General features: G+C 65.2%; 18 protein-coding genes. 14 read left to right on the plus strand and 4 right to left on the minus strand.

What is annotated here, in order from left to right; translation table 11 throughout:
• Positions 1 to 20 precede the first annotated feature (20 nt).
• From ptsG to LJ656_RS24700, 5 genes are all read left to right on the plus strand, one after another.
• Positions 21 to 1,823, plus strand: a complete 1,803-nt coding sequence (ptsG, locus tag LJ656_RS24680; RefSeq protein ID WP_230512143.1) for a PTS glucose transporter subunit IIBC — start codon at positions 21 to 23, stop codon at positions 1,821 to 1,823.
• A gap of 149 nt (positions 1,824 to 1,972) precedes the next feature.
• On the plus strand, positions 1,973 to 4,435 hold the full coding sequence (locus LJ656_RS24685) for a glycogen/starch/alpha-glucan phosphorylase (protein WP_230512285.1): 2,463 nt from the start codon (positions 1,973 to 1,975) through the stop codon (positions 4,433 to 4,435).
• Complete coding sequence (locus tag LJ656_RS24690; protein WP_425606003.1) at positions 4,419 to 6,530, plus strand: glycogen debranching protein; 2,112 nt, start codon at positions 4,419 to 4,421, stop codon at positions 6,528 to 6,530. Before LJ656_RS24685 ends, LJ656_RS24690 begins: the two co-directional genes overlap by 17 nt.
• Positions 6,531 to 6,594: 64 nt before the next feature.
• Positions 6,595 to 8,184 (plus strand): aspartate:alanine exchanger family transporter, encoded by a 1,590-nt coding sequence (locus LJ656_RS24695; RefSeq protein WP_230512145.1) that lies wholly within the window; start codon positions 6,595 to 6,597, stop codon positions 8,182 to 8,184.
• 51 nt (positions 8,185 to 8,235) lie between these two features.
• Positions 8,236 to 9,231, plus strand: a complete 996-nt coding sequence (locus LJ656_RS24700; protein ID WP_230512146.1) for a 2-hydroxyacid dehydrogenase — start codon at positions 8,236 to 8,238, stop codon at positions 9,229 to 9,231.
• Between the two features lie 9 nt (positions 9,232 to 9,240).
• Here the strand turns inward: LJ656_RS24700 and LJ656_RS24705 are convergent, their stop codons facing one another.
• Both LJ656_RS24705 and LJ656_RS24710 read right to left on the minus strand, forming a co-directional pair.
• Complete coding sequence (locus LJ656_RS24705) at positions 9,241 to 9,930, minus strand: CBS domain-containing protein (RefSeq protein ID WP_230512147.1); 690 nt, start codon at positions 9,928 to 9,930, stop codon at positions 9,241 to 9,243.
• 236 nt (positions 9,931 to 10,166) lie between these two features.
• Positions 10,167 to 11,555, minus strand: coding sequence for an MFS transporter (locus LJ656_RS24710; protein WP_230512148.1), 1,389 nt, complete (start codon positions 11,553 to 11,555; stop codon positions 10,167 to 10,169).
• 249 nt (positions 11,556 to 11,804) lie between these two features.
• Here LJ656_RS24710 and LJ656_RS24715 point away from each other — a divergent pair, with 249 nt between their 5' ends.
• On the plus strand, positions 11,805 to 12,791 hold the full coding sequence (locus LJ656_RS24715) for a LysR substrate-binding domain-containing protein (protein ID WP_230512149.1): 987 nt from the start codon (positions 11,805 to 11,807) through the stop codon (positions 12,789 to 12,791).
• On the opposite strand, the gene LJ656_RS24720 is transcribed toward LJ656_RS24715, so the two are convergent.
• Positions 12,766 to 13,671, minus strand: a complete 906-nt coding sequence (locus LJ656_RS24720) for a cation diffusion facilitator family transporter (RefSeq protein ID WP_230512150.1) — start codon at positions 13,669 to 13,671, stop codon at positions 12,766 to 12,768. The two genes, LJ656_RS24715 and LJ656_RS24720, sit on opposite strands and share 26 nt — an antisense overlap.
• A 131-nt stretch (positions 13,672 to 13,802) precedes the next feature.
• On the opposite strand from LJ656_RS24720, the gene LJ656_RS24725 reads away from it, so the two are divergent.
• The 4 genes from LJ656_RS24725 to LJ656_RS24740 all read left to right on the plus strand — a co-directional run bounded on the left by LJ656_RS24725 (position 13,803) and on the right by LJ656_RS24740 (position 17,483).
• Positions 13,803 to 14,060, plus strand: coding sequence for a hypothetical protein (locus LJ656_RS24725; RefSeq protein WP_230512151.1), 258 nt, complete (start codon positions 13,803 to 13,805; stop codon positions 14,058 to 14,060).
• Positions 14,061 to 14,267: 207 nt separating this feature from the next.
• On the plus strand, positions 14,268 to 15,686 hold the full coding sequence (locus LJ656_RS24730; protein ID WP_230512152.1) for a saccharopine dehydrogenase C-terminal domain-containing protein: 1,419 nt from the start codon (positions 14,268 to 14,270) through the stop codon (positions 15,684 to 15,686).
• A 1-nt stretch (position 15,687) separates the two neighbouring features.
• Positions 15,688 to 16,860, plus strand: coding sequence for a glutathionylspermidine synthase family protein (locus LJ656_RS24735; protein ID WP_230512153.1), 1,173 nt, complete (start codon positions 15,688 to 15,690; stop codon positions 16,858 to 16,860).
• A 5-nt stretch (positions 16,861 to 16,865) separates the two neighbouring features.
• Positions 16,866 to 17,483 carry a hypothetical protein gene (locus tag LJ656_RS24740; RefSeq protein ID WP_230512154.1) on the plus strand — a complete coding sequence of 206 codons (618 nt, stop codon included), beginning with the start codon at positions 16,866 to 16,868 and terminating at the stop codon, positions 17,481 to 17,483.
• A 74-nt stretch (positions 17,484 to 17,557) separates the two neighbouring features.
• Here the strand turns inward: LJ656_RS24740 and LJ656_RS24745 are convergent, their stop codons facing one another.
• Positions 17,558 to 18,367, minus strand: coding sequence for an IclR family transcriptional regulator domain-containing protein (locus LJ656_RS24745; protein WP_230512155.1), 810 nt, complete (start codon positions 18,365 to 18,367; stop codon positions 17,558 to 17,560).
• A gap of 102 nt (positions 18,368 to 18,469) precedes the next feature.
• On the opposite strand from LJ656_RS24745, the gene LJ656_RS24750 reads away from it, so the two are divergent.
• The 4 genes from LJ656_RS24750 to LJ656_RS24765 all read left to right on the plus strand — a co-directional run bounded on the left by LJ656_RS24750 (position 18,470) and on the right by LJ656_RS24765 (position 23,144).
• Positions 18,470 to 20,053, plus strand: coding sequence for an alkaline phosphatase family protein (locus LJ656_RS24750; protein ID WP_230512156.1), 1,584 nt, complete (start codon positions 18,470 to 18,472; stop codon positions 20,051 to 20,053).
• A 234-nt stretch (positions 20,054 to 20,287) separates the two neighbouring features.
• Positions 20,288 to 21,304, plus strand: coding sequence for a TRAP transporter substrate-binding protein DctP (gene dctP, locus LJ656_RS24755; RefSeq protein ID WP_230512157.1), 1,017 nt, complete (start codon positions 20,288 to 20,290; stop codon positions 21,302 to 21,304).
• Positions 21,301 to 21,855, plus strand: coding sequence for a TRAP transporter small permease (locus LJ656_RS24760; protein ID WP_230512158.1), 555 nt, complete (start codon positions 21,301 to 21,303; stop codon positions 21,853 to 21,855). The genes dctP and LJ656_RS24760 overlap by 4 nt, the downstream gene beginning before the upstream one ends.
• Positions 21,852 to 23,144, plus strand: coding sequence for a TRAP transporter large permease (locus LJ656_RS24765; protein ID WP_230512159.1), 1,293 nt, complete (start codon positions 21,852 to 21,854; stop codon positions 23,142 to 23,144). Before LJ656_RS24760 ends, LJ656_RS24765 begins: the two co-directional genes overlap by 4 nt.
• The last annotated feature ends 222 nt before the right edge of the window (positions 23,145 to 23,366 follow it).

The following is a 23,366-nucleotide window of genomic DNA, read 5'->3' on the forward strand; positions in this document are numbered from 1 at the left end:
GGATCACGAGGAGACGAGCCATGTTCTCGCAGGCGTTCGGAGTGTTGCAGAAGGTCGGCAAATCACTGATGCTGCCGGTCGCGGTGCTGCCGGTGGCCGGGCTGCTGCTCGGTCTGGGCGCGACCGACTTCCACGGTTACGTACCGGCGGTCGTGCTCGCGTTGATGAAAAATTCGGGCGACGTGATCTTCGCGAACCTGCCGCTGATCTTCGCGGTCGGGGTCGCGCTCGGCTTCACCGAGAACGACGGCGTGTCGGGCATCGCCGCGACGATCGGCTATCTGGTGATGACCGCGACGCTCGGCGTGATCGCGAAGATCGAGGGGATCGAGACCGACACGATCATGGGCATCCCATCGATCCAGACCGGCGTGTTCGGCGGGATTCTGGCCGGCGGTCTCGCCGCGTGGATGTTCAACCGCTACTACCGGATCACGTTGCCCGCGTATCTCGGCTTCTTCGCCGGCAAACGTTTCGTGCCGATCGTGACGGCAATCGGCTCGATCGTGCTCGGCGCGATCCTGTCGTTCATCTGGCCGCCGATCGGCAACGGCATCCGCGCGTTCTCGCACTGGGCGGCGGTATCGGACCCGCGGATGGCGGCGACGGTGTACGGTTTCGTCGAACGACTGCTGATCCCGTTCGGACTGCATCACATCTGGAACGTGCCGTTCTTCTTCGAAATGGGCAGCTACCTCGACCCGAGCACCGGCAAGACGGTGCACGGCGACATCACCCGTTATTTCGCGGGCGATCCGACCGCCGGCATCCTCGCCGGCGCGTTCCTGTTCAAGATGTTCGGACTGCCGGCCGCCGCGATCGCGATCTGGCATTGCGCGAAGCCGGAAAAGAAAGTGGCGGTCGGCGGGATGATGGTGTCGGCCGCGCTGACCTCGTTTCTCACCGGCATCACCGAGCCGATCGAATTCGCGTTCCTGTTCGTCGCGCCGGTTCTGTACCTGATTCACGCGTGCCTCGCGGCGTCCGCGCAGTTCGTCGCCAATACGCTGTGGATGCGGATGGGCTTCACGTTCTCGCAGGGAGGCATCGACTTTCTGATGTTCAACCTGATCGGCGGCAAGGCGACGCATGCGTGGTACGTGTTCATTCTCGGTCCGATCTATGCGGTCATCTACTACGGCGTGTTCCGCTTTGTGATTCAGCGCTTCAATCTGAAGACGCCGGGGCGCGAGGACGATACGGCTGATGCTCAGGTGGTCGCCGCCGCCGGCGCGGGCGGACGCTCGCGCGAACTGGTGCTGGCGTTCGGCGGCCGCTCGAACATCACCAGTCTCGACGCCTGCATCACGCGCTTGCGGATTTCGGTCAAAGACCCGGCGCGGGTCGACGAACACAAGCTGAAGGCGCTCGGCGCCGCCGGCGTGGTGCGGGTCGGCAACGGCGTGCAGGCGATCTTCGGGCCGCTGTCGGAGAACATGAAGACCGACATGCAGGAGTATCTGAAGACCGCGGGAAGCGACGCGGATCTGCCGGCGGTTGGTGCCGTTGATGCTGTGGCGGCTGCGGGCACCGCGACCGCCCCCGCCGAGACCGCCGCCGCCGCCGTCGCCGCGCAGCAAAGTTCTCCCGACGAAACCGCGCGCGCCCAACAGATTCGCGCGGCATTGGGCGGCGCGGCCAACATCAGGAAACTCGACGCGGTGGCCGCCACGCGCCTGCGCGTCGAAGTACTGGACGCATCGCGGATCGACGCGGCCGCGCTGACCGCGGCGGGCGTGGCCGCGACCCAGGCGTTGAAGAACGGCGCGCTCGATCTGATCGTGGGGCTCAGCGCGGCGAGACTCGCGGGCGCGATGCGTTAGCAGGCAAGCAGGCAGTTGGCACGCAGGCAGCAGGCCAGCAGGCGGCGGCCAGCGCGGCCGGCTACTGCCCGCGCGCCGCCGAACCGGAGCGGAGTACCAGCATGACCGACATTCCTGCGGTCGCCACGATCGCACAGCACGGCGCGGCGATGAACGACGCGCCCACGGACGCATCCACGGCGCCGTTTCATCAGGACGTGGTGCGCAACCTGATCTGCCGCCAGGCACGCTACCCGGACGTCGCCACCCCGCACGACTGGTACATGGCGCTCGCGTACAGCGTGCAGGGCCGCATGCTGGCGCGTTGGGCCGCATCCACCAAAACCTACGCGGCGCGCGATGTGAAAGTCGCGTGCTATCTGTCGGCCGAATTCCTGATCGGCCCGCAACTGGGCAACAGTCTGCTGAATCTGGGCATGCAGGCCGAAGCGCGCGACGCGATGCGCGTGCTCGGCCAGGATCTCGACGCGCTGCTCGCGCTCGAAGAAGAACCGGGACTCGGCAACGGCGGTCTCGGGCGCCTCGCCGCGTGCTATCTGGACTCGCTCGCGACGCTCGAAATTCCCGCGATCGGCTACGGAATCCGCTACGAATTCGGCATCTTCGATCAGCAGATCCGCGACGGCTGGCAGGTCGAATGCACGGACAAGTGGCTGCAAAAGGGCAACCCGTGGGAGATCGTGCGGTACGACGTCGGCTATTACGTGTCGTTCGGCGGCCACACGGAAAGCACGACCGATGCCGAAGGCCGCCTGCGGGTGCGCTGGATACCCTCGCGCCAGGTGAAGGGCGTCGCCTGCGATATGCCGATGCAGGGCTACCGGGTGAACACCTGCAACATGCTGCGTCTGTGGAAGAGCGAAGCGGTCGAATCGTTCGACTTTCAGGACTTCAACGCCGGGCAGTACTACCAGGCGGTCGAGGAAAAGGTCGTGTCGGAGACGCTGTCCAAAGTGCTCTATCCGAACGACGAGCCCGACGCCGGCAAGCGCCTGCGTCTCGCGCAGCAGTACTTTTTCGTGTCGTGCTCGCTACAGGACATGCTGCGCCTGATGGATGCGAAGGGCACGTCGATCGAGAAGTTCGCCGATCTGTTCGCCGCGCAACTGAACGACACGCATCCGTCGATCGCGGTCGCCGAGCTGATGCGTCTGCTGATCGACGAGCGGCTGTTGTCGTGGGACGCCGCGTGGGATCTCACGCAACGCACGCTTGCGTACACGAATCACACGTTGTTGCCGGAGGCGCTCGAAACCTGGGGGCTGCCGCTGTTCGCAAGCCTGCTGCCGCGCCCGCTCGAAATCATCTACGAGATCAACCGCCGCTTTCTCGACGACGTGCGGCGCCGCTTTCCGGGCGACGACGCGCGCGTCGCGCGGATGTCGCTGATCGACGAAGCCGGCGCGAAGAAGGTGCGCATGGCGCATCTGGCGAGCGTCGGCAGTCATTCGGTCAACGGGGTGGCCGCGCTGCATTCGGACCTGCTCAAGCGCACGGTGCTGCGCGATTTCGCCGAAATGTATCCCGAGCGTTTTCTGAACGTGACCAACGGCGTGACGCCGCGACGCTTTCTGATGCTAAGCAATCCGGGCCTCGCGCGGCTGCTCGACGCGACGATCGGCACCGACTGGACCCGCGACCTGGCTCGCCTCGACGCGCTCGCCGCGCATGCCGGCGACGCCGCTTTCCACGACGCGTGGCGCGCGATCCGGCGCGAGAACAAGGCGGCGCTGGCCGCCCGTATCGCAGCCGAAACGGGCATCGCGGTCGACCCGGATGCGCTGTTCGATATTCAGGTCAAGCGCATACACGAATACAAGCGCCAGCATCTGAACGCGCTGTACATCATCGATCTGTATAACCGGCTGCGCCGCCATCCGGAGCTCGACGTCGCGCCGCGCTGCTTCGTGTTCGGCGGCAAGGCCGCGCCCGGTTACGCGATGGCCAAGCTGATGATCCGTCTGATCAACGGAATCGCCGAAGTGGTGAACAGCGACCCGGCGCTCGATGGCCGGCTCAAAGTGGTTTTCTATCCGGACTTCAACGTGAAGAACGGCCACTGGATCTATCCGGCCGCCGATCTTTCCGAGCAGATTTCGACGGCCGGCAAGGAGGCGTCCGGCACCGGCAACATGAAATTCATGATCAACGGCGCGCTGACGATCGGCACGCTCGACGGCGCGAACGTCGAGATTCGCGAAGAAGCGGGCGCCGAGAACTTTTTCCTGTTCGGCCTGACCGCGCAGCAGGTCGAAGAACTGAAGGCGTCCGGTTATCGTCCCGCCGATTACCTGCAACGCAACGACGCGTTGCGCGACGCGCTCGAACAGATCGCACAAGGGCGCTTCTCGCGCGGCGACACGGAGATGTTCCGGCCGCTGCTCGATAATCTCGTGCACCACGATCCGTTTCTGGTTCTGGCCGATTTCGCCGCCTATGTGGAGTGTCAGGAGCAGGTGAGCGACGCATGGCGCGATGCTCGGCAATGGACCCGGATGTCGATCATGAACACCGCGCATTCGGGCAAGTTCTCGTCGGATCGCGCGATCGCCGAGTATTGCGCGCGCATCTGGAACACGCGCGCGGTGAGGATCGATCTTGCTCAGCCCTGAAGCATCCGCGCCGGCGCGCTATCGCACCCGGCCCGGCTCGCGCTTTCCGCCCGGCGCGACGGTCGTGCCGGACGGCGTGAACTTCTGCGTGTTCTGCCGGCATGCGACGCACGTCGAATTGCTGCTGTACGCGGCGCCCGACAGCGTCGAGCCGTTTCAGGTCGTCACGCTCGACAGCGAAGCGAATCACACCTATTTCTACTGGCATGTGCTGGTCGAGGACCTGCCGCTGCGTTGCTGCTATACGTGGCGCGCGTCCGGCCCGCACGGCGTACCGCAGATGAGCGACGAGGCCGCGAGCCGCAAGGAACTACTGGACCCGCAGGCGCGCGGCGTCAGCGACCGGCTGTATTCGCGCGAGCAGGCCACGCGGGCGCAGGCGCCGGAAGCGGCGGTGCCGGCCGGCTCGCTCCGAGGCATCGTCACCGAACCGCTGCCGCGTCGCGCGCACGACATCGGGATCCGCACGCTCGACGACGCGATCATCTACGAGCTGCACGTCGGCGGCTTCACGCGGCATCCGTCGAGCGGGGTCCGGCATCCGGGTACCTTCGCGGGCCTGATCGAGAAAATCCCCTATTTGAAGGCGCTTGGCGTCACCCATGTCGAACTGCTGCCGGTGATGGCGTTCGACGAACAGGACGTGCCCGCCCATGTCGCCGCACGCGGCCTGTCCAATTACTGGGGCTACAGCACGCATAGCTTCTACAGCGCGCATCCGCGCTATTGCGTCGACCCGGCGCGCGCGCCGCAGGAATTTCGCGCGCTGGTCGATGCGCTGCACGCGGTGGGCATTCGCGTGCTGCTCGACGTGGTGTTCAACCACACCGCCGAAGCGGGCAAGAACGGGCCGGTGATCCATTTCAAGGTATTCGGCAACGACGCGTTCTACCTGGTCGATCCGAATCATCCGCAGCACTATCTCGACTACACCGGCTGCGGCAACACGGTCAACTGCAATCATCCGCTGGTGACCGCGTTCATCGTGCGCTGCCTCGAGTACTGGGTGCGTGAACTCGGTGTCGACGGTTTCCGCTTCGATCTGGCGAGCGTGTTCGCGCGCGGCGAGAACGGCCAGCTGTTGCGCGTGCCGCCGTTGCCGTGGGTGATGGAGGCGTCGTCGGTTCTCGCGCGCGTGCCGTTGATCGCCGAAGCGTGGGATGCGGGCGGGCTGTATCAGGTCGGCGCGTTTCCGGGCATGGCGTGGGCCGAATGGAACGGCCGCTATCGCGACGTGGTTCGCCGCTACGTGCGCGGCGAGCCCGGTCTCGTCGGCGAGCTGTGTAGCTGCATCGCGGGCAGCGCCGATCTGTACCAGGACGACGGCCGGCTGCCCGCCAACAGCATCAACTTCGTCACCTGCCACGACGGCTTCACGCTCAACGATCTGGTCAGCTACGACGCCAAGCATAACGAAGCGAACGGCGACGATAACCGCGACGGCAGCAACGACAACCTGTCGTGGAATTGCGGCGCCGAGGGCGAGACGGAAGACTGCGAGATCGTCGCCTTGCGGCTGCGCCAGGCGCGCAACCTGATTGCGATCCTGCTGCTCAGTCGCGGCGTGCCGATGCTGCTGGCCGGCGACGAAACGCTGCGCACGCAGCGCGGCAACAACAACGCGTACTGTCAGGACAACCCGATTTCATGGCTCGACTGGGACCGTTCCGCCGACGCGCTCGACATGCTGCGCTTCGTGCGCGCGATGATCGCGCTGCGCAAGCGCCACCCGAGCCTGCGCGGGCGCCGCTTTCTGACCGGGCGGCCCGCGCCGGGACAGAGCCGGCCGGATGTCGCGTGGCACGGCGAACGGCTGGACGCGCCGCCGTGGGGCGATCCGGCCGCGCGCCTCGTCGCGTTCACGCTTGCCGGTGCGGCGAGCGGCGAGCCGATGTTGCACGTCGTCCTCAATATGAACGTGGACCCCTGCGACGTGGCGCTGCCGGCGCCGGACGGCGCGAGCTGGCGGCGCGTCGTCGATACGGGCGAGGCGGCGCCGCACGATTGTTGCGTGACGGATCCCCGCAGCGCGCGCGTCGAGACAGATGTGTGCCGGGTGCAGGCGCGCAGCGTCGTCGTGTTCGAAGCGGGGTGAAGCGCGGCAGCGCCCGCGATGCGATCTCTTGCCGTGTTGCGTGGTCCAGCCATAGGAGGCCGGTATGGAAGCAGTCCGAACTTTCCTCGACAGTCAGCCGCTGTTCGCGCTGTTTCTGACCATCGCGCTCGGCTACCTGATCGGCGAGATCAATATCAAAGGCGTTGCGCTGGGCTCCGGCGCCGTGCTGTTCGTCGGGCTGGCGGTCGGCGCGTTCGCGCCGAAATCGACGCCGCCGGCGTTGCTGGGCACGCTCGGGCTGCTGCTGTTTCTGTACGGGATCGGCATTCAGTACGGCGCGCAGTTCTTTCGCGGGCTGACCAGCCGGGAGGGCGCGAAGGCGAACGCGGCCGCGTGTTTCGGCGTGATCGCGTCGGGTCTGGTCGCCTGCGGGTTGATCCGGTTCGGCATCACGCTGGCCGATGCGCTCGGCATGTTCGCGGGCAGCGGCACCAGCACCGCGAGCCTGCAGGTCGCGATCGCGTCGATGAAAAGCAACGATGCGGCGGTCGCGTACAGCGTCGCCTATCCGTTCGGCGTGGCCGGACCGATCCTGTTCATCTACGCGCTCAGTGTCGCGCTGAAGGTCAAGATCGCGAAGCCGCCCGCGAAGCTGATGAAGACCGCGGAAATCGCGCTGCGAAATGCGAGTCTGTTCGGCTTGCGGCTCGCGGAGCTGTCGACCCGCTTGCCGGCCGGCGTCGCGATCGCGGCGGTGCGGCGCGCGCATCACAACCAGCTGCCGAGCGAAGATTTCACGCTGCGCGCCGACGACGTGCTGCTCGCGACCGCCACCGAGCGCCGCCTGCTCGACGAAGCCACCGCGCTATGCGGCGAGCTGCAGCCCGGACGGATGGCGAGTCATCGCGAGGACCTCGACTACATGCGCGTGTTCGCATCGAACCCGGCGGTGGTCGGCATCGCGCTCGGCAATCTGCGTTTTCCGGACGGCGTGAACTGCTCGATCGCGCACGTGCGGCGCGGCGACGCCGATCTGCTGTCGACGCCCGATCTGATCCTCGAAGCGGGCGACCGCGTCGGCCTGTTGGTCAATCGCGCGCATCAGGCGACGGTGCGCGCGTTCTTCGGCGATTCGATCAAGACGACGGCCGACCTGAGTTTCATTTGCCTCGGGATCGGCGCGGCGGCCGGGCTGCTGGTCGGCGCGATCCCGCTGCGCTTGCCGGGTCTGAGCGCCTTCAGTCTGGGGCTGGCGGGCTTGCTGCTGGTCGCGTTGTGTCTGGGCAAGGCGCGCCGCAGCGGACCGTTCGTGTGGGTGATGCCGCTGTCGGCGAATCTGGTGCTGCGCAATCTCGGGCTGACGATCTTCCTCGCCCAGGTCGGCATCGCGTGCGGGCCGAAGTTCATCGCGACGGTGGGCAGCGCCGGGCCGCTGCTGCTGCTCTACGGCGCGATTACGCTGCTGGTGCTGGTCGGCGTGACGGCGGCGTGCTGCCTGTGGCTGTTCCGGCTGCCGTTCGATACGTCGGTTGGGGTGATCTGCGGCGCGACCGGCAACCCGGCGATTCTCGCGTTCGCGAACCGGATCGCGCCGACCGAACAGCCCGACGTCATGTACGCGATGATTTTTCCGTCGATGACCATCGTCAAGGTGCTGTTCGTGCAGATCGCGATTTCGATTGCAGCGGGTTAGACACGAACCCACGCGCACGCGGTCCGATTTCGATTCGATAAGGAGTCCATCATGGAAGTGGCGATATTCAGCTCGACGCGCTACGAGCGCCAGTATCTCGACGCGGCCAACCACGCCGGCCAGCACCGGCTGCAATACTTCGACGTCGCGCTGGAGATGGACAGCGTCGGTCTCGCGGCGGGTTACCGCGCGGTCTGCGTGTTCGTCAACGACTGCGCCGACGCGCAGGTGCTGGAGGCGCTGCACAAAGGCGGCACGCGGCTGCTCGCATTGCGCTGCACGGGCTTTAACAATGTGGACCTCGAGGCCGCCGCGCGGCTCGGCATGAAAGTGGTGCGGGTCGTCACCTACTCGCCGCACTCCGTCGCGGAACACGCGGTCGCGCTGCTGCTCGCGATCAACCGCAAGGTGCACCGCGCGTACAACCGCACGCGCGACGCGAATTTCTCGCTCGACGGCCTGACCGGTTTCGACCTGTGCGGCAAGACGGTCGCGGTGGTCGGCACCGGCAAGATCGGCTGCGTGTTCGCGAAGATCATGCTCGGTTTCGGTTGCGAGGTGATCGGCTACGATCCGTATCCATCGAAGGAATTCGAGGCGCTCGGGCTGCGCTATGTGAAGCCGGGCGAGATCGGCGAGAAGGCCGACATCATTTCGCTGCATTGCCCGCTCACGCCGGCGACGCATCACATCATCAACGCGAAAACGCTGGAGCGCGCGAAGCCCGGCGCGATCCTGATCAACACCAGCCGCGGCGGGCTGGTCGATACCGAGGCGGTGATCGACGCGCTCAAGAGCGGCCAGCTCGGCGGTCTCGGGATCGACGTGTACGAACAGGAGGCCGATCTGTTTTTCCGCGACCTGTCGAGCGAGATCATCACCGACGACGTGTTCCAGCGCCTCGTGTCGTTTCCGAACGTGATCGTCACCGGCCACCAGGCGTATCTGACGCGTGAGGCGCTGACCACCATCTGCGAAACGACGCTCGCCAGCATCACCGCGTTCGAACGCGGGGAGCCGCTGGAAAACGAGGTGAAGGCGACGTAGCGACGTACGCTACATGGTCGGCAGCACGGTTGGCGATTCGAGGTGGCTTTCCACCCGTCTGATGCCGGGCACGTTCTCGGCCGCGATGCGGATCGCGCGCTTTTCCTCTTCGGACTCGATCACGCCCCACAGATGGGCGACACCGTCCTGGACGATCACGCCGTGCTTCGCGAGGCCCCAGCGCTGCCCGTGCATTTCCGCGACGATCGCGTCGCGCAGGCTCGCATCGTCGTGCGTGCCGGAGTCGACGATCGGCTCGACGCTGGCCAGCGCGCGAATCAGATTCGAGCGGCTGACGATGCCGACGAGGCGGCCGTCGCGCAGCACCGGCACGCGCTTCAGATGACGGCGCTCCATCAGATCGGCGATCTGCTGCAACGGCATGTCGGCGGGAATTGAAATCACGTGCTCGCACATCACGTCGCGGACGCAATGGCCATGCTCGCGCACGTAACGGGCGGCTTCCTCGCGCGAGGTCGACAGCAGTTCCAGCCACCATCGGCGCTTCGCATGGCCGGTGCCGTTTTCCACCCGGTGCAGCAGATCGCCCTGGCTGACGATGCCGATGAGTTGGCCGTCGGCGTCGAGCACCGGCATGCCGCTGATGTGGTGGTCGACGAACAGTTTGGCTGCGTCGTGAATCGTCATGTCCGGGGTGGCGGTCACGACGGTGGAGGTCATGATGTCGGCTGCGCGCATGTTGGTCCCCTTGCGGGCCGCGACGCGTCCTCAACTACTGCACTCGTCGCGCGATTCCGGCAGACGCACCGGCGGCGGTACGCGCGGTGCTGAGGCGCCTGGATAAACATGGGCCTGCGAAAAATCGACACGCACTGAGTGTAGGTTAACTTTGCCGCGCGGTAAGCGCGGCGCGGAAGGTTTTGCCGCGTCGGGTTGGCCGTCGCGGCATTGCGCCGGAGTGCGGGAATTCGTATCTAAGTATGTTGCGAAACGCGTGCGCCGCGGTCGTGGGAAATTGTTGGGCCGCCGAACACCCCGAGCGCCAGCATCGACATGCCCGCGAATACGGCCGGCACGCCGACCACGAGGAACAGCGCCGGCATCGACATACCGGCCGCGAGCATCGCGCCGCCCGACAGCGAGCCGACCACCGAACCGATCCGGCCGATCCCGTTGGCCCAGCTCACGCCGGTTGCGCGGCAGTCGGTCGGATAGAACGCCGCCGCCAGCGCGTTCGCGCCGACCTGCGAGCCCGACACGCAGAAGCCCGCGCCGAACACCGCGAGCGCGGCGAGCCACGGCGTCGTGGTCAGCGTGCCGATCGCCGCGGTGAACACGGCGGCGAGCGCGTAGCTGGTCGCCAGCACGTAGTGCGGGTTGACGCGGTCCATCAGCCAGCCGAGCGCGATCGCCCCGATCGTGCCGCCGACCTGGAACATCGCGGTGACGAGCGCGGCGGTTTGCAGCGACACGCCGGTGCTACGCAGCAGCATCGGCAGCCAGCTCGACAGCAGATAGATCACCAGCAGGCTCATGAAGAACGTGAACCACAGCAGCACGGTGCCGCGCAGCAGATCCGGACGGAACAGGCGCGCGATCGGCGAGCCGGCCGCCTTGCCGTGCGACGTGACGAAGCTCGCGCCCGCGAAATTTTCATGCGGCGCGATGCGTTGCAGGATCGCGGCGATCTGCGGCGCGGGCCGGCCGGCCGCGGCGAGATAGCGCACCGACTCCGGCAGAAAGCGTGCGAGCACCGGCAGCAGCAACAGCGGCACGACGCCGCCCGCGAGCAGCACCGAGTGCCAGCCGTAGTGTTCGATCAGCGCGGCCGCGGCGAAGCCGCCGAGCGCGGAGCCGACCGTGAAGCCGCAGAACATCGTCGTGACGAGGAACGAGCGGCGCGCGGCCGGGCAGTACTCGGAGGTCAGCGTGATCGCGTTGGGCATCGCCGCGCCCAGTCCCATGCCGGTCAGAAAGCGCAGCACGACCAGCATCGTGAGCGAGGTCGAGAACGCGGACGCGACGCTGGCGAGGCCGAAGCCGAACACGCACAGCAGCAGCATCCGCTTGCGGCCGATGCGGTCGGCGATCGGCCCGAACAGCAGCGCGCCCGCCATCAGGCCGGCAAGGCCGGCGCCGAGCGCCGGCGCGAGTTCGGCCGGGCTCAGCTGCCATTGCGCGCGGATCGCCGGCGCGATGAAGCCGATCGCGGCCGTATCGAAACCGTCGATCGCGACGATCAGGAAACAGAGAACGACGATCAGCACCTGAAACGGCGAAATGCCGTTGCGGTCGATCATCTCGGTCACGTTGACGAGCCGCGCGGATTGCGGCGGCTGCGCGTGTGCGCTGTAAGCGGTCATGGGTGTCTCCAGTGGTTTTTATCGATGACGCGGGTTGTGCCGGGCGCGCGGTTACGCGTCGTTCAGGCAGGGTGTCTCCGTGCAACCGGTCCGGTTGCTGTTTTCGGCTTCGCTGGCCCCCGCGTGGCGCGGATCGGCGGCCGGAAATCTGATCGTCGGATAGTTATAAGGCAGCGAGATATAACTCGTAAAATAACGAAATATTCTTACCTATAATACTTCGGACATACCTCACGGAGACGCGACGACATGGACTGGACTCACCGGCTGCGTTTGCGGCATCTGCAAGTGCTGCTTAGTCTCGCGGAGACCGGCAATCTGAGCCAGTCCGCAGTGGCGCTGAACTCGTCCCAACCCGGACTTTCGAAGTGGCTCAAGGAACTGGAGGAGGACGTCGGTCTGCCGCTGTTCGAGCGGCACGCGCGCGGCTTACGGCCGACGGTCTACGGCGAAGCGCTGATCCAGCATGCGCGGCGCATCGAAGCGCGCCTCGACAACGCGCGCGACGACATGCAGGCGTTGCGCGACGGCGGCAGCGGCCTCGTGACGATCGGCACCTCGGGGGTGGCCGCGGCCGATACGGTGCCGCGCGCGGTCGCGCGGCTGCTGCAGCGGATCCCGCGCGCGCAGGTGCGGCTGCAGGAAAGCACGATGAACGAATTGCTGCCGCAACTGGCTCGCGGCGAACTGGACATCGTGGTGGGCCGTTCGGGTTCGCCGAACGACAATCCGGAAATCTGCGTCGAGACGCTCTATATGGAGCCGATCAATCTGGTCGCGCGGCCCGGCCATCCGCTGGTCGGGCGCGGGCCGCTCGGCTGGAACGATGTGTTCGACTATCCGTGGATCGTCTGGCCGCAGGGCACGCCGGTGCGCACCGCGATGGAACAGGCGCTCGCCGAAGCGGGGCGCACGATGGCGAACCATCATTTCGTCGAGTCGAATTCGTCGATTCTGAACATCACGCTGCTCAATCACACCGACCTGCTCGGCGTCGCGTCGCATCGCTCGGCGCTGCGCTTCGAGCGGCTCAATACGATCCGTATCTTGCCGATCGAACTGGCCGGCGCGGCAGCGGTGTCGATGTACTGGCGCGCGGAGAACATGGATCGCGCGGCGGTCGCGCTGGCGATCGAGAGTCTGCGCGAATGCGCGCGCGGTCTGCCGGGCGAAGCCGATTACGGCGAACCCGTGCGCGGCGCCAACGCCGTTACAGCCAGCGCGGATCGCGCGTGAACGCGACGGTCAGCCAGCGGTCCGGACCGGACTCGCCGATCGCGCGGGAGATGCGGTCGCGGATCTGGTCGAGCTGGCGCACGCCCGCATGCTCCATCGCCTCGGGCAGCACGATGTGCACTTCGACGAACAGGCCTCGGCCGACCCGCGTCGCGTAGTACGAGTGTTTGACGAAGCCGTAGTCCACGGTCAGTTGCTGCATCAGTTCGCGCAGCTCGTGGTCCAGTTCCGGCGGCGTGATCAGCAGCACTTCCTTGACCGCGGCGATCACGGTGCCGAGCGGCATCGGGATCAGCGCGAGCGTCAGGACCGCGAGCACGCCGGGGTCGATGTACGGCGTCAGATGGCCGTGGCCGAGGCGTTCGAGCAGCCACGCGACCGAGAATGCGACCAGCAGCGCCGAGCTGATGCAGGCCGACATCAGCCAGCTTTTGATGTCGAGGCCGATCAGCTCGGATTCGATCACGCGATTCACGCGCCGCTCGCGCCAGAACATGAAGAAGCAGAACGCGGCGACCACCACCGCGTAGACAACGCCCCAGCCGAATTCGAGTTCGTGGCCGCCTTCGAGCAGACCCCTGACCGCGCTGACGAACGCGTAGGAGCACAGGACCGACAGCACGCTGCCGTTGAGCACCAGCACCAGCGGTTCGATGTGCCAGAAGCCGTGCTGGAAGCGTCGGCTGGTTTCCTGCTTGAGCAGCCGCGTGACCAGCAGCGACAGGCTGCACATCGCGGCGTCGAGCGCGGAGAACATGCCGTCGAAGATGATCGCCAGCGAGCCGCTGAGAATCCCGAACGCGATCCCGAGCGCCGCGATCAGCACCGTGCACTGCAGTGATTGTCTGAGGATGCGCTGTTCGAGGTCCGTGCCTTTCATGATGGGGACTCGCCCGGTAGTGAAAGAAGTGGAGTGGTGAGAAGTATATCGGGACGGAGCGCGGCGGATAGCGGGTGGGCGAGGTCTCGTATGAGTTTATTAACGCAACTAACTGTCAAGTTCGTGCGGCCTTGGCGACGAAGGTCAAAACCAGACGGCTCGCAGGGATTGGGCCGACGCTAGCTTACTTTTTGCTGTCGGTGGAGGTGGCGAGGATTAAAGTGCTTGCTAGCAAATTCATGGAAGCGATCATGCGGGTCGAAAAATGGGGAAGCGGTTTGGCTGTTCGGCTGCCCGCGGGCGTCGTCGATGAACAGTATCGCGGCCGGCTGCCCGCCGATTTCAACTTCGAGCGGGAAACACCTGGCGGAAGTGGCAACGGTGAATGACGATGGTAAATCCGTTTTTATTCCCGACTTAACCAATCGAGATCGGAACCATCGGCCTATCAACGGTTCAGTGCCAACCAGGAACTTACGTTTTCCTGTCGATTATGCGCGGAGGATTTTAAACATTATTAACCTCCATGGCGCTTTTAAATCAGGCATGATGCTCGCAGAAAAAGAAATGGCTCTCCGCCGGGCATACCATAAGCAATGAATTCAAGCGGCAAGATCGTAATCGTCGGCTTCGGGAATCTCGGGCAGGGGCTGATCCCGTTGCTGCATCGTCATTTCCCGAACCGGGAAATCATCGCCATCGAACAACAGGTCGATGCGCAGCGCGCGCAGCTTGCCGTGCAGATGGGGATTCGTCTGTTCGAGTGCCGGGTGACCGAGACCAATTTCGAACGGACATTACGCCCGCTGCTTCGCGCCGATGATTTTTTATTGAATCTCGCGCCTGAAGTGAGTAGCCGTGCATTACTCGGCCTCGCGCAAAGCCGCGATGCGTTCTATCTCGACACTGGTATCGAGCCCTGGAAATATGCGCACGGCGATCTCTCCGCCACCAGCAATTACGCATTGCGCGAGCAGATGCTCGAATGGCGTCGGGTTTCGCGTCATTCCCGTACCGCGCTGATCGCGCATGGAGCGAATCCGGGTTTCGTTTCGATTCTCGTCAAACACGCACTGCTGGAAATGGCCGACAAAGTCGGCTGCGCGAATTGGTGTCGCCGAATCCCCACCCGTCGCGACGAATGGGCGGAGCTGGCGGCGGCTTTAGAGATCCGCGTGATTCAGATTTCCGAACGCGATACGCAACGCGCCGACATCGCGCGTGTTGCTCGCGAGTTCGTCAATACCTGGTCGGTCGAAGGTTTCGTCACCGAGTGCCAGCAGCCGGCCGAACTCGGCTGGGGAACGCACGAACGCCGTGTGCCCGGTGGCGCGCGCGTCCATCAGACCGGTAGCCGCGCGGCGATCGAACTCGCGCAGCGCGGCTACGAAACGGTGGTGAAAACCTGGACACCCCTGCACGGCGAATTCCCGGCTTATGTGTTGACTCACAACGAAGCGATTTCCATTGCCGATTATCTGACCGTGGGAGACTCGCATCGGCCCGCGTATCGGCCCACCGTGTATTACGCGTACCGGCCGACCGTAGCCACATTGGAATCGATGCAATTGCTGGACGGCGATCGCGCGCCTCATGTCGCGCAGCGTGTGCTCAAAGCGGAGATCGTCGAGGGTATCGACGAACTCGGCGTGCTGCTGATGAGCGGCAATGGCACGTCGCTGTGGTTCGGCTCCGCGTTATCGATCGAGCGGACGCGGGCGCTCGCACCCGGCAACAATGCAACGAGCTTGCAGGTGGTCTCGAGCATCGTCGCCGGCATGCAGTGGATGGCCGCGCATCCGGCCGCCGGAGTCGTCGAGTCGGACGAGATCGATCACGCAAGCGCTTTTGCAAGTGCGTGCCACTATTGGGCGCCCATCCAGCGGGTGTTCACACCCTGGCGTCCCGATCAGAACAAAGCCCAGTTGCAGTTCGACGAATTCATCGTGCGCGACGAAGCGCGCGACGAGGTCCGTTGCGACTTTTCTGTCGCGCAACCCGAACAGATCTTCTGACATGAAACGCCTCATACAGATGCCTCGCCCGGATTGGCCGCGGCGTCTCGAATCGATCGGATTTCATTTTCACTCGCTCGACGAACACAACGTGCCGCAAGAGGTCGATCAGAACACTTTCGTGTACTGGCGCGAAAATTTTGCGTACCGGCTGAGCAGGGGCGAAGTGGAGGCAATCTATGCGGCGGCGCTAGAGCTGAATGCCCGCTGTCTGGATGCGGTCGAACTTGTGATCGAGCACGATCTGTTCGCGCAGCTCGGTATTTCGTCGCCGATGGGCGAGCTGATCCGTGCGTCCTGGGAGCGGGACGACCCGACGCTGTACGGCCGCTTCGATCTGACGATCGGCGCGGACGGCCACGCGAAGATGTACGAATTCAACGCCGATACGCCGACCTCGATTGTCGAAGCGAGCCTCGCGCAGTGGTTCTGGAAAGAGGACGTGCATCCCGAGGCCGATCAGTTCAACAGCCTGCACGAAGCGCTGATTGCGCGCTGGTCTTTTTTGCGCGCGCACTATCGCGACGTCAAGCTGCTGCATTTCGCGTGCATGTTCGACTCGCAGGAAGACGTCTGCAACGTCGAGTATCTGATGGACACCGCGGTGCAAGCCGGCTGGGCCGTCAAGCTGATCGACATGAAGGACATCGGCAACGACGGGCAGGGCCAGTTCTTCGACGTCGAGGGCCTGAAGATCGAGTTGATGTTCAAGCTGTTCCCGTGGGAATGGATGGCAAATTCTGCCTATGGCGGCGAACTGTGCAAGGATCGCTGCCGGTGGGTCGAGCCGCCATGGAAGGTGGTGCTGTCCAACAAGGGGATTTTGCCGATCCTGTGGGAGCTGTTTCCCGACCATCCGAATCTGCTCGAAGCGTCGTTCGATGCCGCGCATTTCGCCGGCCGGCCGCACGCAAAAAAACCGTTGTTCTCGCGCGAAGGCGCGAATATCACGCTGAACACGCCGGATGGCCGCTACGAGCTTCCTGGCGACTACGGCAAGGAAGGCTTCGTTTATCAGGCATGGGCGCCCGCGCAATGTTTTGCCGGCCAGCACGTCACGCTCGGCGCGTGGATCGTCGACGACGTTCCCGTCGGTCTGTGCGTGCGCGAGCAGCCCGGGCCGATCGCGACCAACACGTCGTTTTTCGTGCCTCACTATTTCATCGAGTACTGATCGCCATGTACAACAAAAAATCGCCGGCGTTACTGCTGATCGGGGTGGGTAGCGTGGTGGCGGCAACCGGGGTGCTGACCGCCTGCGACAACAGCGAGCCGACTGTGCATGTCGAGCGGATGGAATATGCGTCGCACGACGCCTGTCTTGCCGACTGGGACGATCAGGACGACTGTGTACAGATCGCGGGCGCCGCAGCTCCCGCGTCGGCGGCTTCGGCGGCTTCGGGCAGTGTTGCGTTAGACGCCGCGTCGGCAACTGCTACCGATTCGGCGTCGGGCGGGCACGGCGGCGGTCACGGTGGCGGCGGTCACGGCGGCTGGTACGGCCCGTACTACACCGAAGAAGGCCGGATTTATCACGCGAACGGCGCGCAGACCGAACATGGCGTGCATTCGTCGCTGCATGGCACCGTCTCTTCGTTGCTGGTGCGCACGAGCGCGCTCAAAGCGGGTTCGGACGCATTCAGCCATTCCCCCGAAGCCGTTTCGGTCAGCGAGGAACATGCGATCTCACGCGGCGGCTTCATGTCGGCACACGGCGAGGGTGAAGGCGGAGGCGGGCACGGTGGCGAAGGCGGAGGTCACGGCGGTGGCGGCGGCCATGGCTCGGGCGGGGGCTGATCGCTGTACGCCCGCCTCGGGCGGCGGCACGACCCGCAACGCTTCGTCGCGGGTCCACGGTGAGCAGTGCGGCCTCAACTCCCCGCAATCTTCACCGCAATCTTGCGCGACGCATCAACCAGCCGCTTCAGATGTTTCGCGGCCATTTCCTCAGTCTTAAACAACCGTTCGATCCACACGATATTGATGCACCCAGCCACCGTGCCGTCCGGCAGCATGATCGGCACCGCGATCGCGGACAGTCCATCGTTGTACGCGGCGCGGCTTTTGTCGTAAGAGCCGCCGAAATGACGATCGCGCACGCCGTAGCCGGCCCGGCGCGTGTCGCGCAACATCTGCGCGACATAGCGGCGATTGCCGGCCAGTTCGTCGCCGGCGCGCGGGTTGGCGCGCAACGCCGCCAGAATTTCCTCTCGTTCGTCGCCCGGGCAATACGCGAGATACGCGCGACCGATCGCCGAGCGCAGCATGTTGATCTCGTAGCCGAGCTTGTCGCGATTGACGACGAAGTACGAATGCGTGCGGTTCGACTCGCACAGCGCCATCGTGGTGCCGCGCCGCACCGCCAGATCCGAGGGCCACAGGATGCTGCTTTGCAACTGCTCGAGCTCCGGCGCCGCGCATTCGATCAGATGATCGACCCGGTCGATGCGCCGCGCGCGCTCGTGCAGCGTATAGCTCGGACGAAACAGCCCATCGGCGAGCCGCTGCCAGATCAGCCCCTGGCGCTCGAGCGTCAGAAGAATGCGCAGCAGCGTCGCCTTCGGAATGCCGGTGCGCAGATGCAGCTCGTGCAGGCTGGCGGCCTGCATTTCCTGCAATGTCTTCAGCGTCACCAGCCCGCGCTCGAGCGCATCGATCGTCTTGACTTTCGGAGACCACATCGCCAGTTCCCGTGCGTTTCACTCAGTGAAATGTTATTCGAAATCGCTCGGTAATGTCGACGCGTTGATCTACCTTAGCTCCACCTGAAGGAGATCAAAACGATGGAGACTGTCCGCAACATCCTGTTCGTGATGTGCGATCAACTGCGCTGGGATTACCTGTCCTGCTACGGACATCCGACGCTCGCTACGCCCAATATCGACGCGCTCGCGCAGCGCGGCGTGCGTTTCGAACGCGCGTATGTGCAGAGCCCGGTCTGCGGGCCGTCGCGCATGTCGTACTACACCGGTCGCTATGTCGCGAGCCATCGCGCGTACTGGAATTTCGTGCCGCTGCCAGTCGGCGAGCTGACGATCGGCGATTATCTGCGCCCGCACGGCATGCGCGTCGCGCTCGCCGGCAAAACCCACATGGTCGCGGATACCGCCGGCATGCAGCGGCTCGGCATGGAGAAGGGCTCGGAGCGCGCGGTGCTGGTCGAGGAATGCGGCTTCGAGCCGTACGATCGCGACGACGGCATTCATCCGGGGCTGTTCGGCAAGCGCGTCGCCACCCCGTATTGCGAGTACCTGCGCGGCAAGGGCTACGAAGGCGACAATCCCTGGCATGACTACGCGAATTCGGCGCAAGGGCCAAACGGCGAAATTCTCAGCGGCTGGAAGATGCGGCACGCGTCGCTGCCGGCCAATATCGACGAAAAGGATTCCGAAACGCCGTACATGATCGATCGCGCGATATCGTTCATCCGTGAGCAGGGCGACGCGCCGTGGTTCCTGCATCTGAGCCTGATCAAGCCGCACTGGCCGTATATCGTGCCCGCGCCGTACAACGACATGTATGGACCGGACGACGTCAAGCCCGCCGCGCGTACCGAGGCCGAGCGCGACAACCCGCATCCGGTCTACGACGCATTCATGCAGCACGACGAAAGCCTGAGCTTCTCGCGCGACGAAGTGCGCAACACGGTCGTGCCGACCTACATGGGCCTCGTCAAGCAGATCGACGATCACCTCGGCCGGCTGTTCGCCTTCCTGCGCGAAACCGGCCGCGACCAGGACACGCTGATCGTGTTCACCAGCGATCACGGCGATTATCTCGGCGATCACTGGCTCGGCGAAAAAGAGCTGTTTCACGATGCGTCCGCGCGCGTGCCGCTGATCGTCGTCGATCCGCGCCGGGCGGCCGATGCGACGCGCGGCACGGTCGAGCGCCGGCTCGTCGAGGCAATCGATCTGCTGCCGACGTTTCTCGATGCGTGCGGAGTCGAGATTCCCGCGCATATCGTCGAAGGCCGCTCGTTGCAGCCGCTGCTGCACGGCGCGGACGCGAACACGCCGTGGCGCGACATGGTGTTCAGCGAGTTCGACTACTCGTTCCGCTCGCGCACCCGCACACGGCTCGGCCGCGAACTCGACGGCTGCCGCTGCTTCATGGCCTGCGACGGGCGCTGGAAATACGTGTACTACGACGGCTTTCGCCCGCAGCTGTTCGATCTCGGGAACGACCCGGACGAACTGGTGGATCTCGGCAACCACAGCGCGCATGCGGCGGTCAGGACGCGGATGCACGAAGCGCTGTTCGACTGGTTGCGGCATCGCACGTTGCGGCAGACCGCGCCGGCGCGAATGGTCGAGCGCTGGACCGAGGTGTCGGAGAAGGGCGGCATTGTGCTCGGCGACTGGTGATAAGACCCGCGAGTTCGCGGCAGGCAACTCCTAACGAATAAAAGCATCACGCAAGATCAACCGGTATCAGGCAGCAGGCAGCAGGCATCAGGGAGAGGGGCAGTAGCAGTACCGCGGCATCAGCCGCAACAACGGGCACCGGCCCCCGCAGCACCACCCCGCGCGCTGTGAGCCCGGTCAGAGGGCAGCACGCGCGGGCGCCGGTAAAACTATTTCAATAGCTGGAGACAACTCATGGTCCGCTTTATCGCAGTCGCCTTCGCGGCGCTGTGGATCGCATTGCCTGCCGTCGTGCGTGCACAGACGACGCTGGTCATCAACGCGTTCTTGCCGCCGCAGCACATCTTCAACGTCGCGGTGATGAAGCCGTGGGCGGCCGACGTCGAACGCGCCACGCAAGGGCGCGTGAAAGTCGTGTTCCCGCCGACCAGCATCGGTTCGCCGCAACAGCAGTGGGACGTGGTCAGAAAGCGCATCGTCGACGGCGCATACATCTTCAACGGGATGATCCAGAACAAGGCTAGCCTCGTGCAGCTCGCGCATCTGCCGCTCGGCTCGTCGACCGCCGAGGCGATGTCGGTGTCGCTGTGGCGCACCTACAAGAAATATCTCGAGCCGGCCGACCAGTATCACGACGTGCATCTGCTCGCGCTGGTGGTGTTCCCGGCCGGCGAGATCTACGGGCTGCATCGGCCGGTCACCTCGCTCGATTCGATTCACGGCGTGAAGTTCTGGGCGCTGCCCGGCGTCGCGTCGACGCTGATGGATCGCGGCGGCGCGGGCGTCGTCGCGACCCCGGCCGCGAAGATGAGCGAGCTGGTGGCGGGCGGCACCGTCGATGGTTTTGCCGGCATCCCCGAGATGGACGCCGCGCGCTTCAACGTGCTGCGCTATGCGCGCTACGAGACTACGGTGCCCGGCGGTGTGACCGCGCCCGGCTTCTCGCTGTTCGTGAACCGCGAGGTGTGGGACTCGATCGCACCGGCCGATCGCGATGCGATCACCGCGCTGTCGGGCGAAGCGTTCGCGCGCCGGATGGCCGCGCTCGACAAGGTCAACCGCCAGGCACGCGCCGACGCCGTCGCGCAAGGCCTGAAGCTGATCGAGCCGAGCCCCGCGTTCCTCGACGGGCTGCGCGGCCTCGCGCAGCCGCTCGACCGCGCATGGCTCGCGAATGCGGCGCATCTGCACGTCGACGGTCCCGCCGCGCTCGCGTACTACCGCTCGGTTGCCCAACAGGAGGCGCAATGATTCCGTCACAGCAATCCGATCCGCTGAACACGATGGCGACGCGCCGCGGCGTCGCGCTCGACAAAGGTTGCGCGACCCGCTGGCTGCGCCGCGTGCTCGGCGCGATCGTCGCGCTGGTGTTGTGCGTGATCATGGGCCTCACGTTCTGCGATGTGTTCATGCGCTACTGGTTCTCCGCGCCGATTCGCGGCGCGTCGGAGATGGTGCGCTTCGCGATGGCGATCCTGATCTTCTCGGCGTTTCCGCTCGTCACGCTCGATCAGCAGCACATCACCGTGAATCTGCTGCAAGGCAAGCTCGGTCGCGTCGGCAGCTGGGTCCAGCAGCTGTTCGTGCTGCTGGTCAGCGCGCTCGCGCTGGCCATCATGACGTGGCAGCTCGCCAGCGACGGCGCCGATCTGGCGCACAACCGCCTCACCACCACCGTGCTCGAATGGCCGCTCGCGCCGCTTTCGTACTACATGAGCGCGCTGTCGGGCGTCACGCTGATCGTGCTCGTCGCGCTCACGCTCGTTCATCTGACCGCGCTGTTGCGCCGGGAGGCCGCATGACACTCGCTCTGACCGCATTTTTCGCCGTGCTGCTGCTCGCCTTCGTCGGCGTGCCGCTCGGCTTCGCGATGCTCGGCATCGGCGTCGGCTTCTTCGCGCTGATCCGCGGCTGGGAACCGGCGCTCGCGATGGCCGGCATGACGATCGCCGATCTCGCCGCCAACGAGAACCTGTCAGTCCTCCCGATGTTCATCCTGATGGGCACCTTCATCTACAAGGCCGATCTCGCGGAGGAACTGTATGACGCGGCCAACGCGTGGATCGGCCATCTGAAGGGCGGCCTCGCGCATGCGACGGTGCTGGCCTGCGCCGGCTTCGCGTCGATGTCGGGCAGCTCGATCGCGACCGCCGCGACGATGACCAAGGTTGCGATGCCGTCGATGCGCCGCCATCGCTACGCGGACAGCCTCGCGGCCGGCTGCGTGAGTTCGGGCGGCACGCTCGGCGCGCTGATTCCGCCGAGCTTTCCGCTGCTGATTTACGGTGTGCTGACCGATCAGGACATCGGCAAGCTGTTCATCGCCGGGATCGGGCCGGGGCTGCTGCTCGGCACGCTGTTCCTGCTGTCGATCTGGTGGACCGTGCGGCGCGATCCGTCCAAGGGACCCGAGGGCGTACGGGTCGACTGGCCGACGCGGCTGCGCAAGCTCGGCAAGATATGGGGCGTGCTCGCGCTGTTCGTGCTGGTGGTCGGCGGTCTGTATAGCGGCATCTTCACGGCGACCGAAGCGTCGAGCATCGGCGCGTGCGGCGCGCTTGTGTTCGCGACGCTGCGCCGCAAGCTGAACGGCAAGCTGCTGCTCGAATCGCTGGTCGAGGCAGGCAAGACCACCGCGATGATCTTCGCGATCGCGTTCGGCGGGATGATCTTCGCGAACTTCATCACGCTGTCTGGATTGACCGCGACGCTGGTCGCGTGGATTCATGCGCTGCATCTGCCGCTGCTCGGCGTAATCGCCGTGATCACCGTGATCTACGTGGTGCTCGGCTCGCTAATGGAAGCGCTCGCGATGATGCTCCTGACCATCCCGGTCTTCGCCGCGATCGTCCAGCCGCTCGGCGCGAACATGATCTGGTTCGGCATCTACGTCGCGATGATGATGGAGATCGGCATGATCCATCCGCCGGTCGGCATGAACATCTTCATGGTCAAAACGATGCTGCCCGATCTGTCGATCCGCACGATCTTCCGCGGCACGATCCCGTTCCTGGTCGCCAATATCGTCGCGCTGATCGCGGTGATTCTGGTGCCGGGGATCGCGCTCGGGCTGGTGGGGTTGATGCGATGAACTGCAACGGCTGGGGCCGCTCTAGCAGCAGGGGGCGCTGGATCTGGCGGCCGCGGCAGTTGCAGCGTTTGCGCAATGCGCTGCGCAGGCGGGTTTATCGGCTGGTGCGGCGCTGAGGCCACCGCCAGCGCGCCGCGCGCGCGTCTACCCGGGCTTGTCCTGGGGTGCCTCGCCGCAGCGCCGGCGGATGAGCGCCACCCGGCGCCGAGCCTGATGCACGCT

The organism is Paraburkholderia sejongensis (genome assembly GCF_020880815.1).
GTDB lineage: Bacteria > Pseudomonadota > Gammaproteobacteria > Burkholderiales > Burkholderiaceae > Paraburkholderia > Paraburkholderia sejongensis.

Bases quoted from the DNA above. Each gene is read 5' to 3' on its own strand.
- ptsG (WP_230512143.1), top strand. From the start codon at position 21: ATGTTCTCGCAGGCGTTCGGAGTGTTGCAGAAGGTCGGCAAATCACTG.
- LJ656_RS24685 (WP_230512285.1), top strand. From the start codon at position 1,973: ATGAACGACGCGCCCACGGACGCATCCACGGCGCCGTTTCATCAGGAC.
- LJ656_RS24695 (WP_230512145.1), top strand. From the start codon at position 6,595: ATGGAAGCAGTCCGAACTTTCCTCGACAGTCAGCCGCTGTTCGCGCTG.
- LJ656_RS24700 (WP_230512146.1), top strand. From the start codon at position 8,236: ATGGAAGTGGCGATATTCAGCTCGACGCGCTACGAGCGCCAGTATCTC.
- LJ656_RS24705 (WP_230512147.1), bottom strand. From the start codon at position 9,930: ATGCGCGCAGCCGACATCATGACCTCCACCGTCGTGACCGCCACCCCG.
- LJ656_RS24710 (WP_230512148.1), bottom strand. From the start codon at position 11,555: ATGACCGCTTACAGCGCACACGCGCAGCCGCCGCAATCCGCGCGGCTC.
- LJ656_RS24715 (WP_230512149.1), top strand. From the start codon at position 11,805: ATGGACTGGACTCACCGGCTGCGTTTGCGGCATCTGCAAGTGCTGCTT.
- LJ656_RS24720 (WP_230512150.1), bottom strand. From the start codon at position 13,671: ATGAAAGGCACGGACCTCGAACAGCGCATCCTCAGACAATCACTGCAG.
- LJ656_RS24730 (WP_230512152.1), top strand. From the start codon at position 14,268: ATGAATTCAAGCGGCAAGATCGTAATCGTCGGCTTCGGGAATCTCGGG.
- LJ656_RS24735 (WP_230512153.1), top strand. From the start codon at position 15,688: ATGAAACGCCTCATACAGATGCCTCGCCCGGATTGGCCGCGGCGTCTC.
- LJ656_RS24740 (WP_230512154.1), top strand. From the start codon at position 16,866: ATGTACAACAAAAAATCGCCGGCGTTACTGCTGATCGGGGTGGGTAGC.
- LJ656_RS24745 (WP_230512155.1), bottom strand. From the start codon at position 18,367: ATGTGGTCTCCGAAAGTCAAGACGATCGATGCGCTCGAGCGCGGGCTG.
- LJ656_RS24750 (WP_230512156.1), top strand. From the start codon at position 18,470: ATGGAGACTGTCCGCAACATCCTGTTCGTGATGTGCGATCAACTGCGC.
- dctP (WP_230512157.1), top strand. From the start codon at position 20,288: ATGGTCCGCTTTATCGCAGTCGCCTTCGCGGCGCTGTGGATCGCATTG.
- LJ656_RS24760 (WP_230512158.1), top strand. From the start codon at position 21,301: ATGATTCCGTCACAGCAATCCGATCCGCTGAACACGATGGCGACGCGC.
- LJ656_RS24765 (WP_230512159.1), top strand. From the start codon at position 21,852: ATGACACTCGCTCTGACCGCATTTTTCGCCGTGCTGCTGCTCGCCTTC.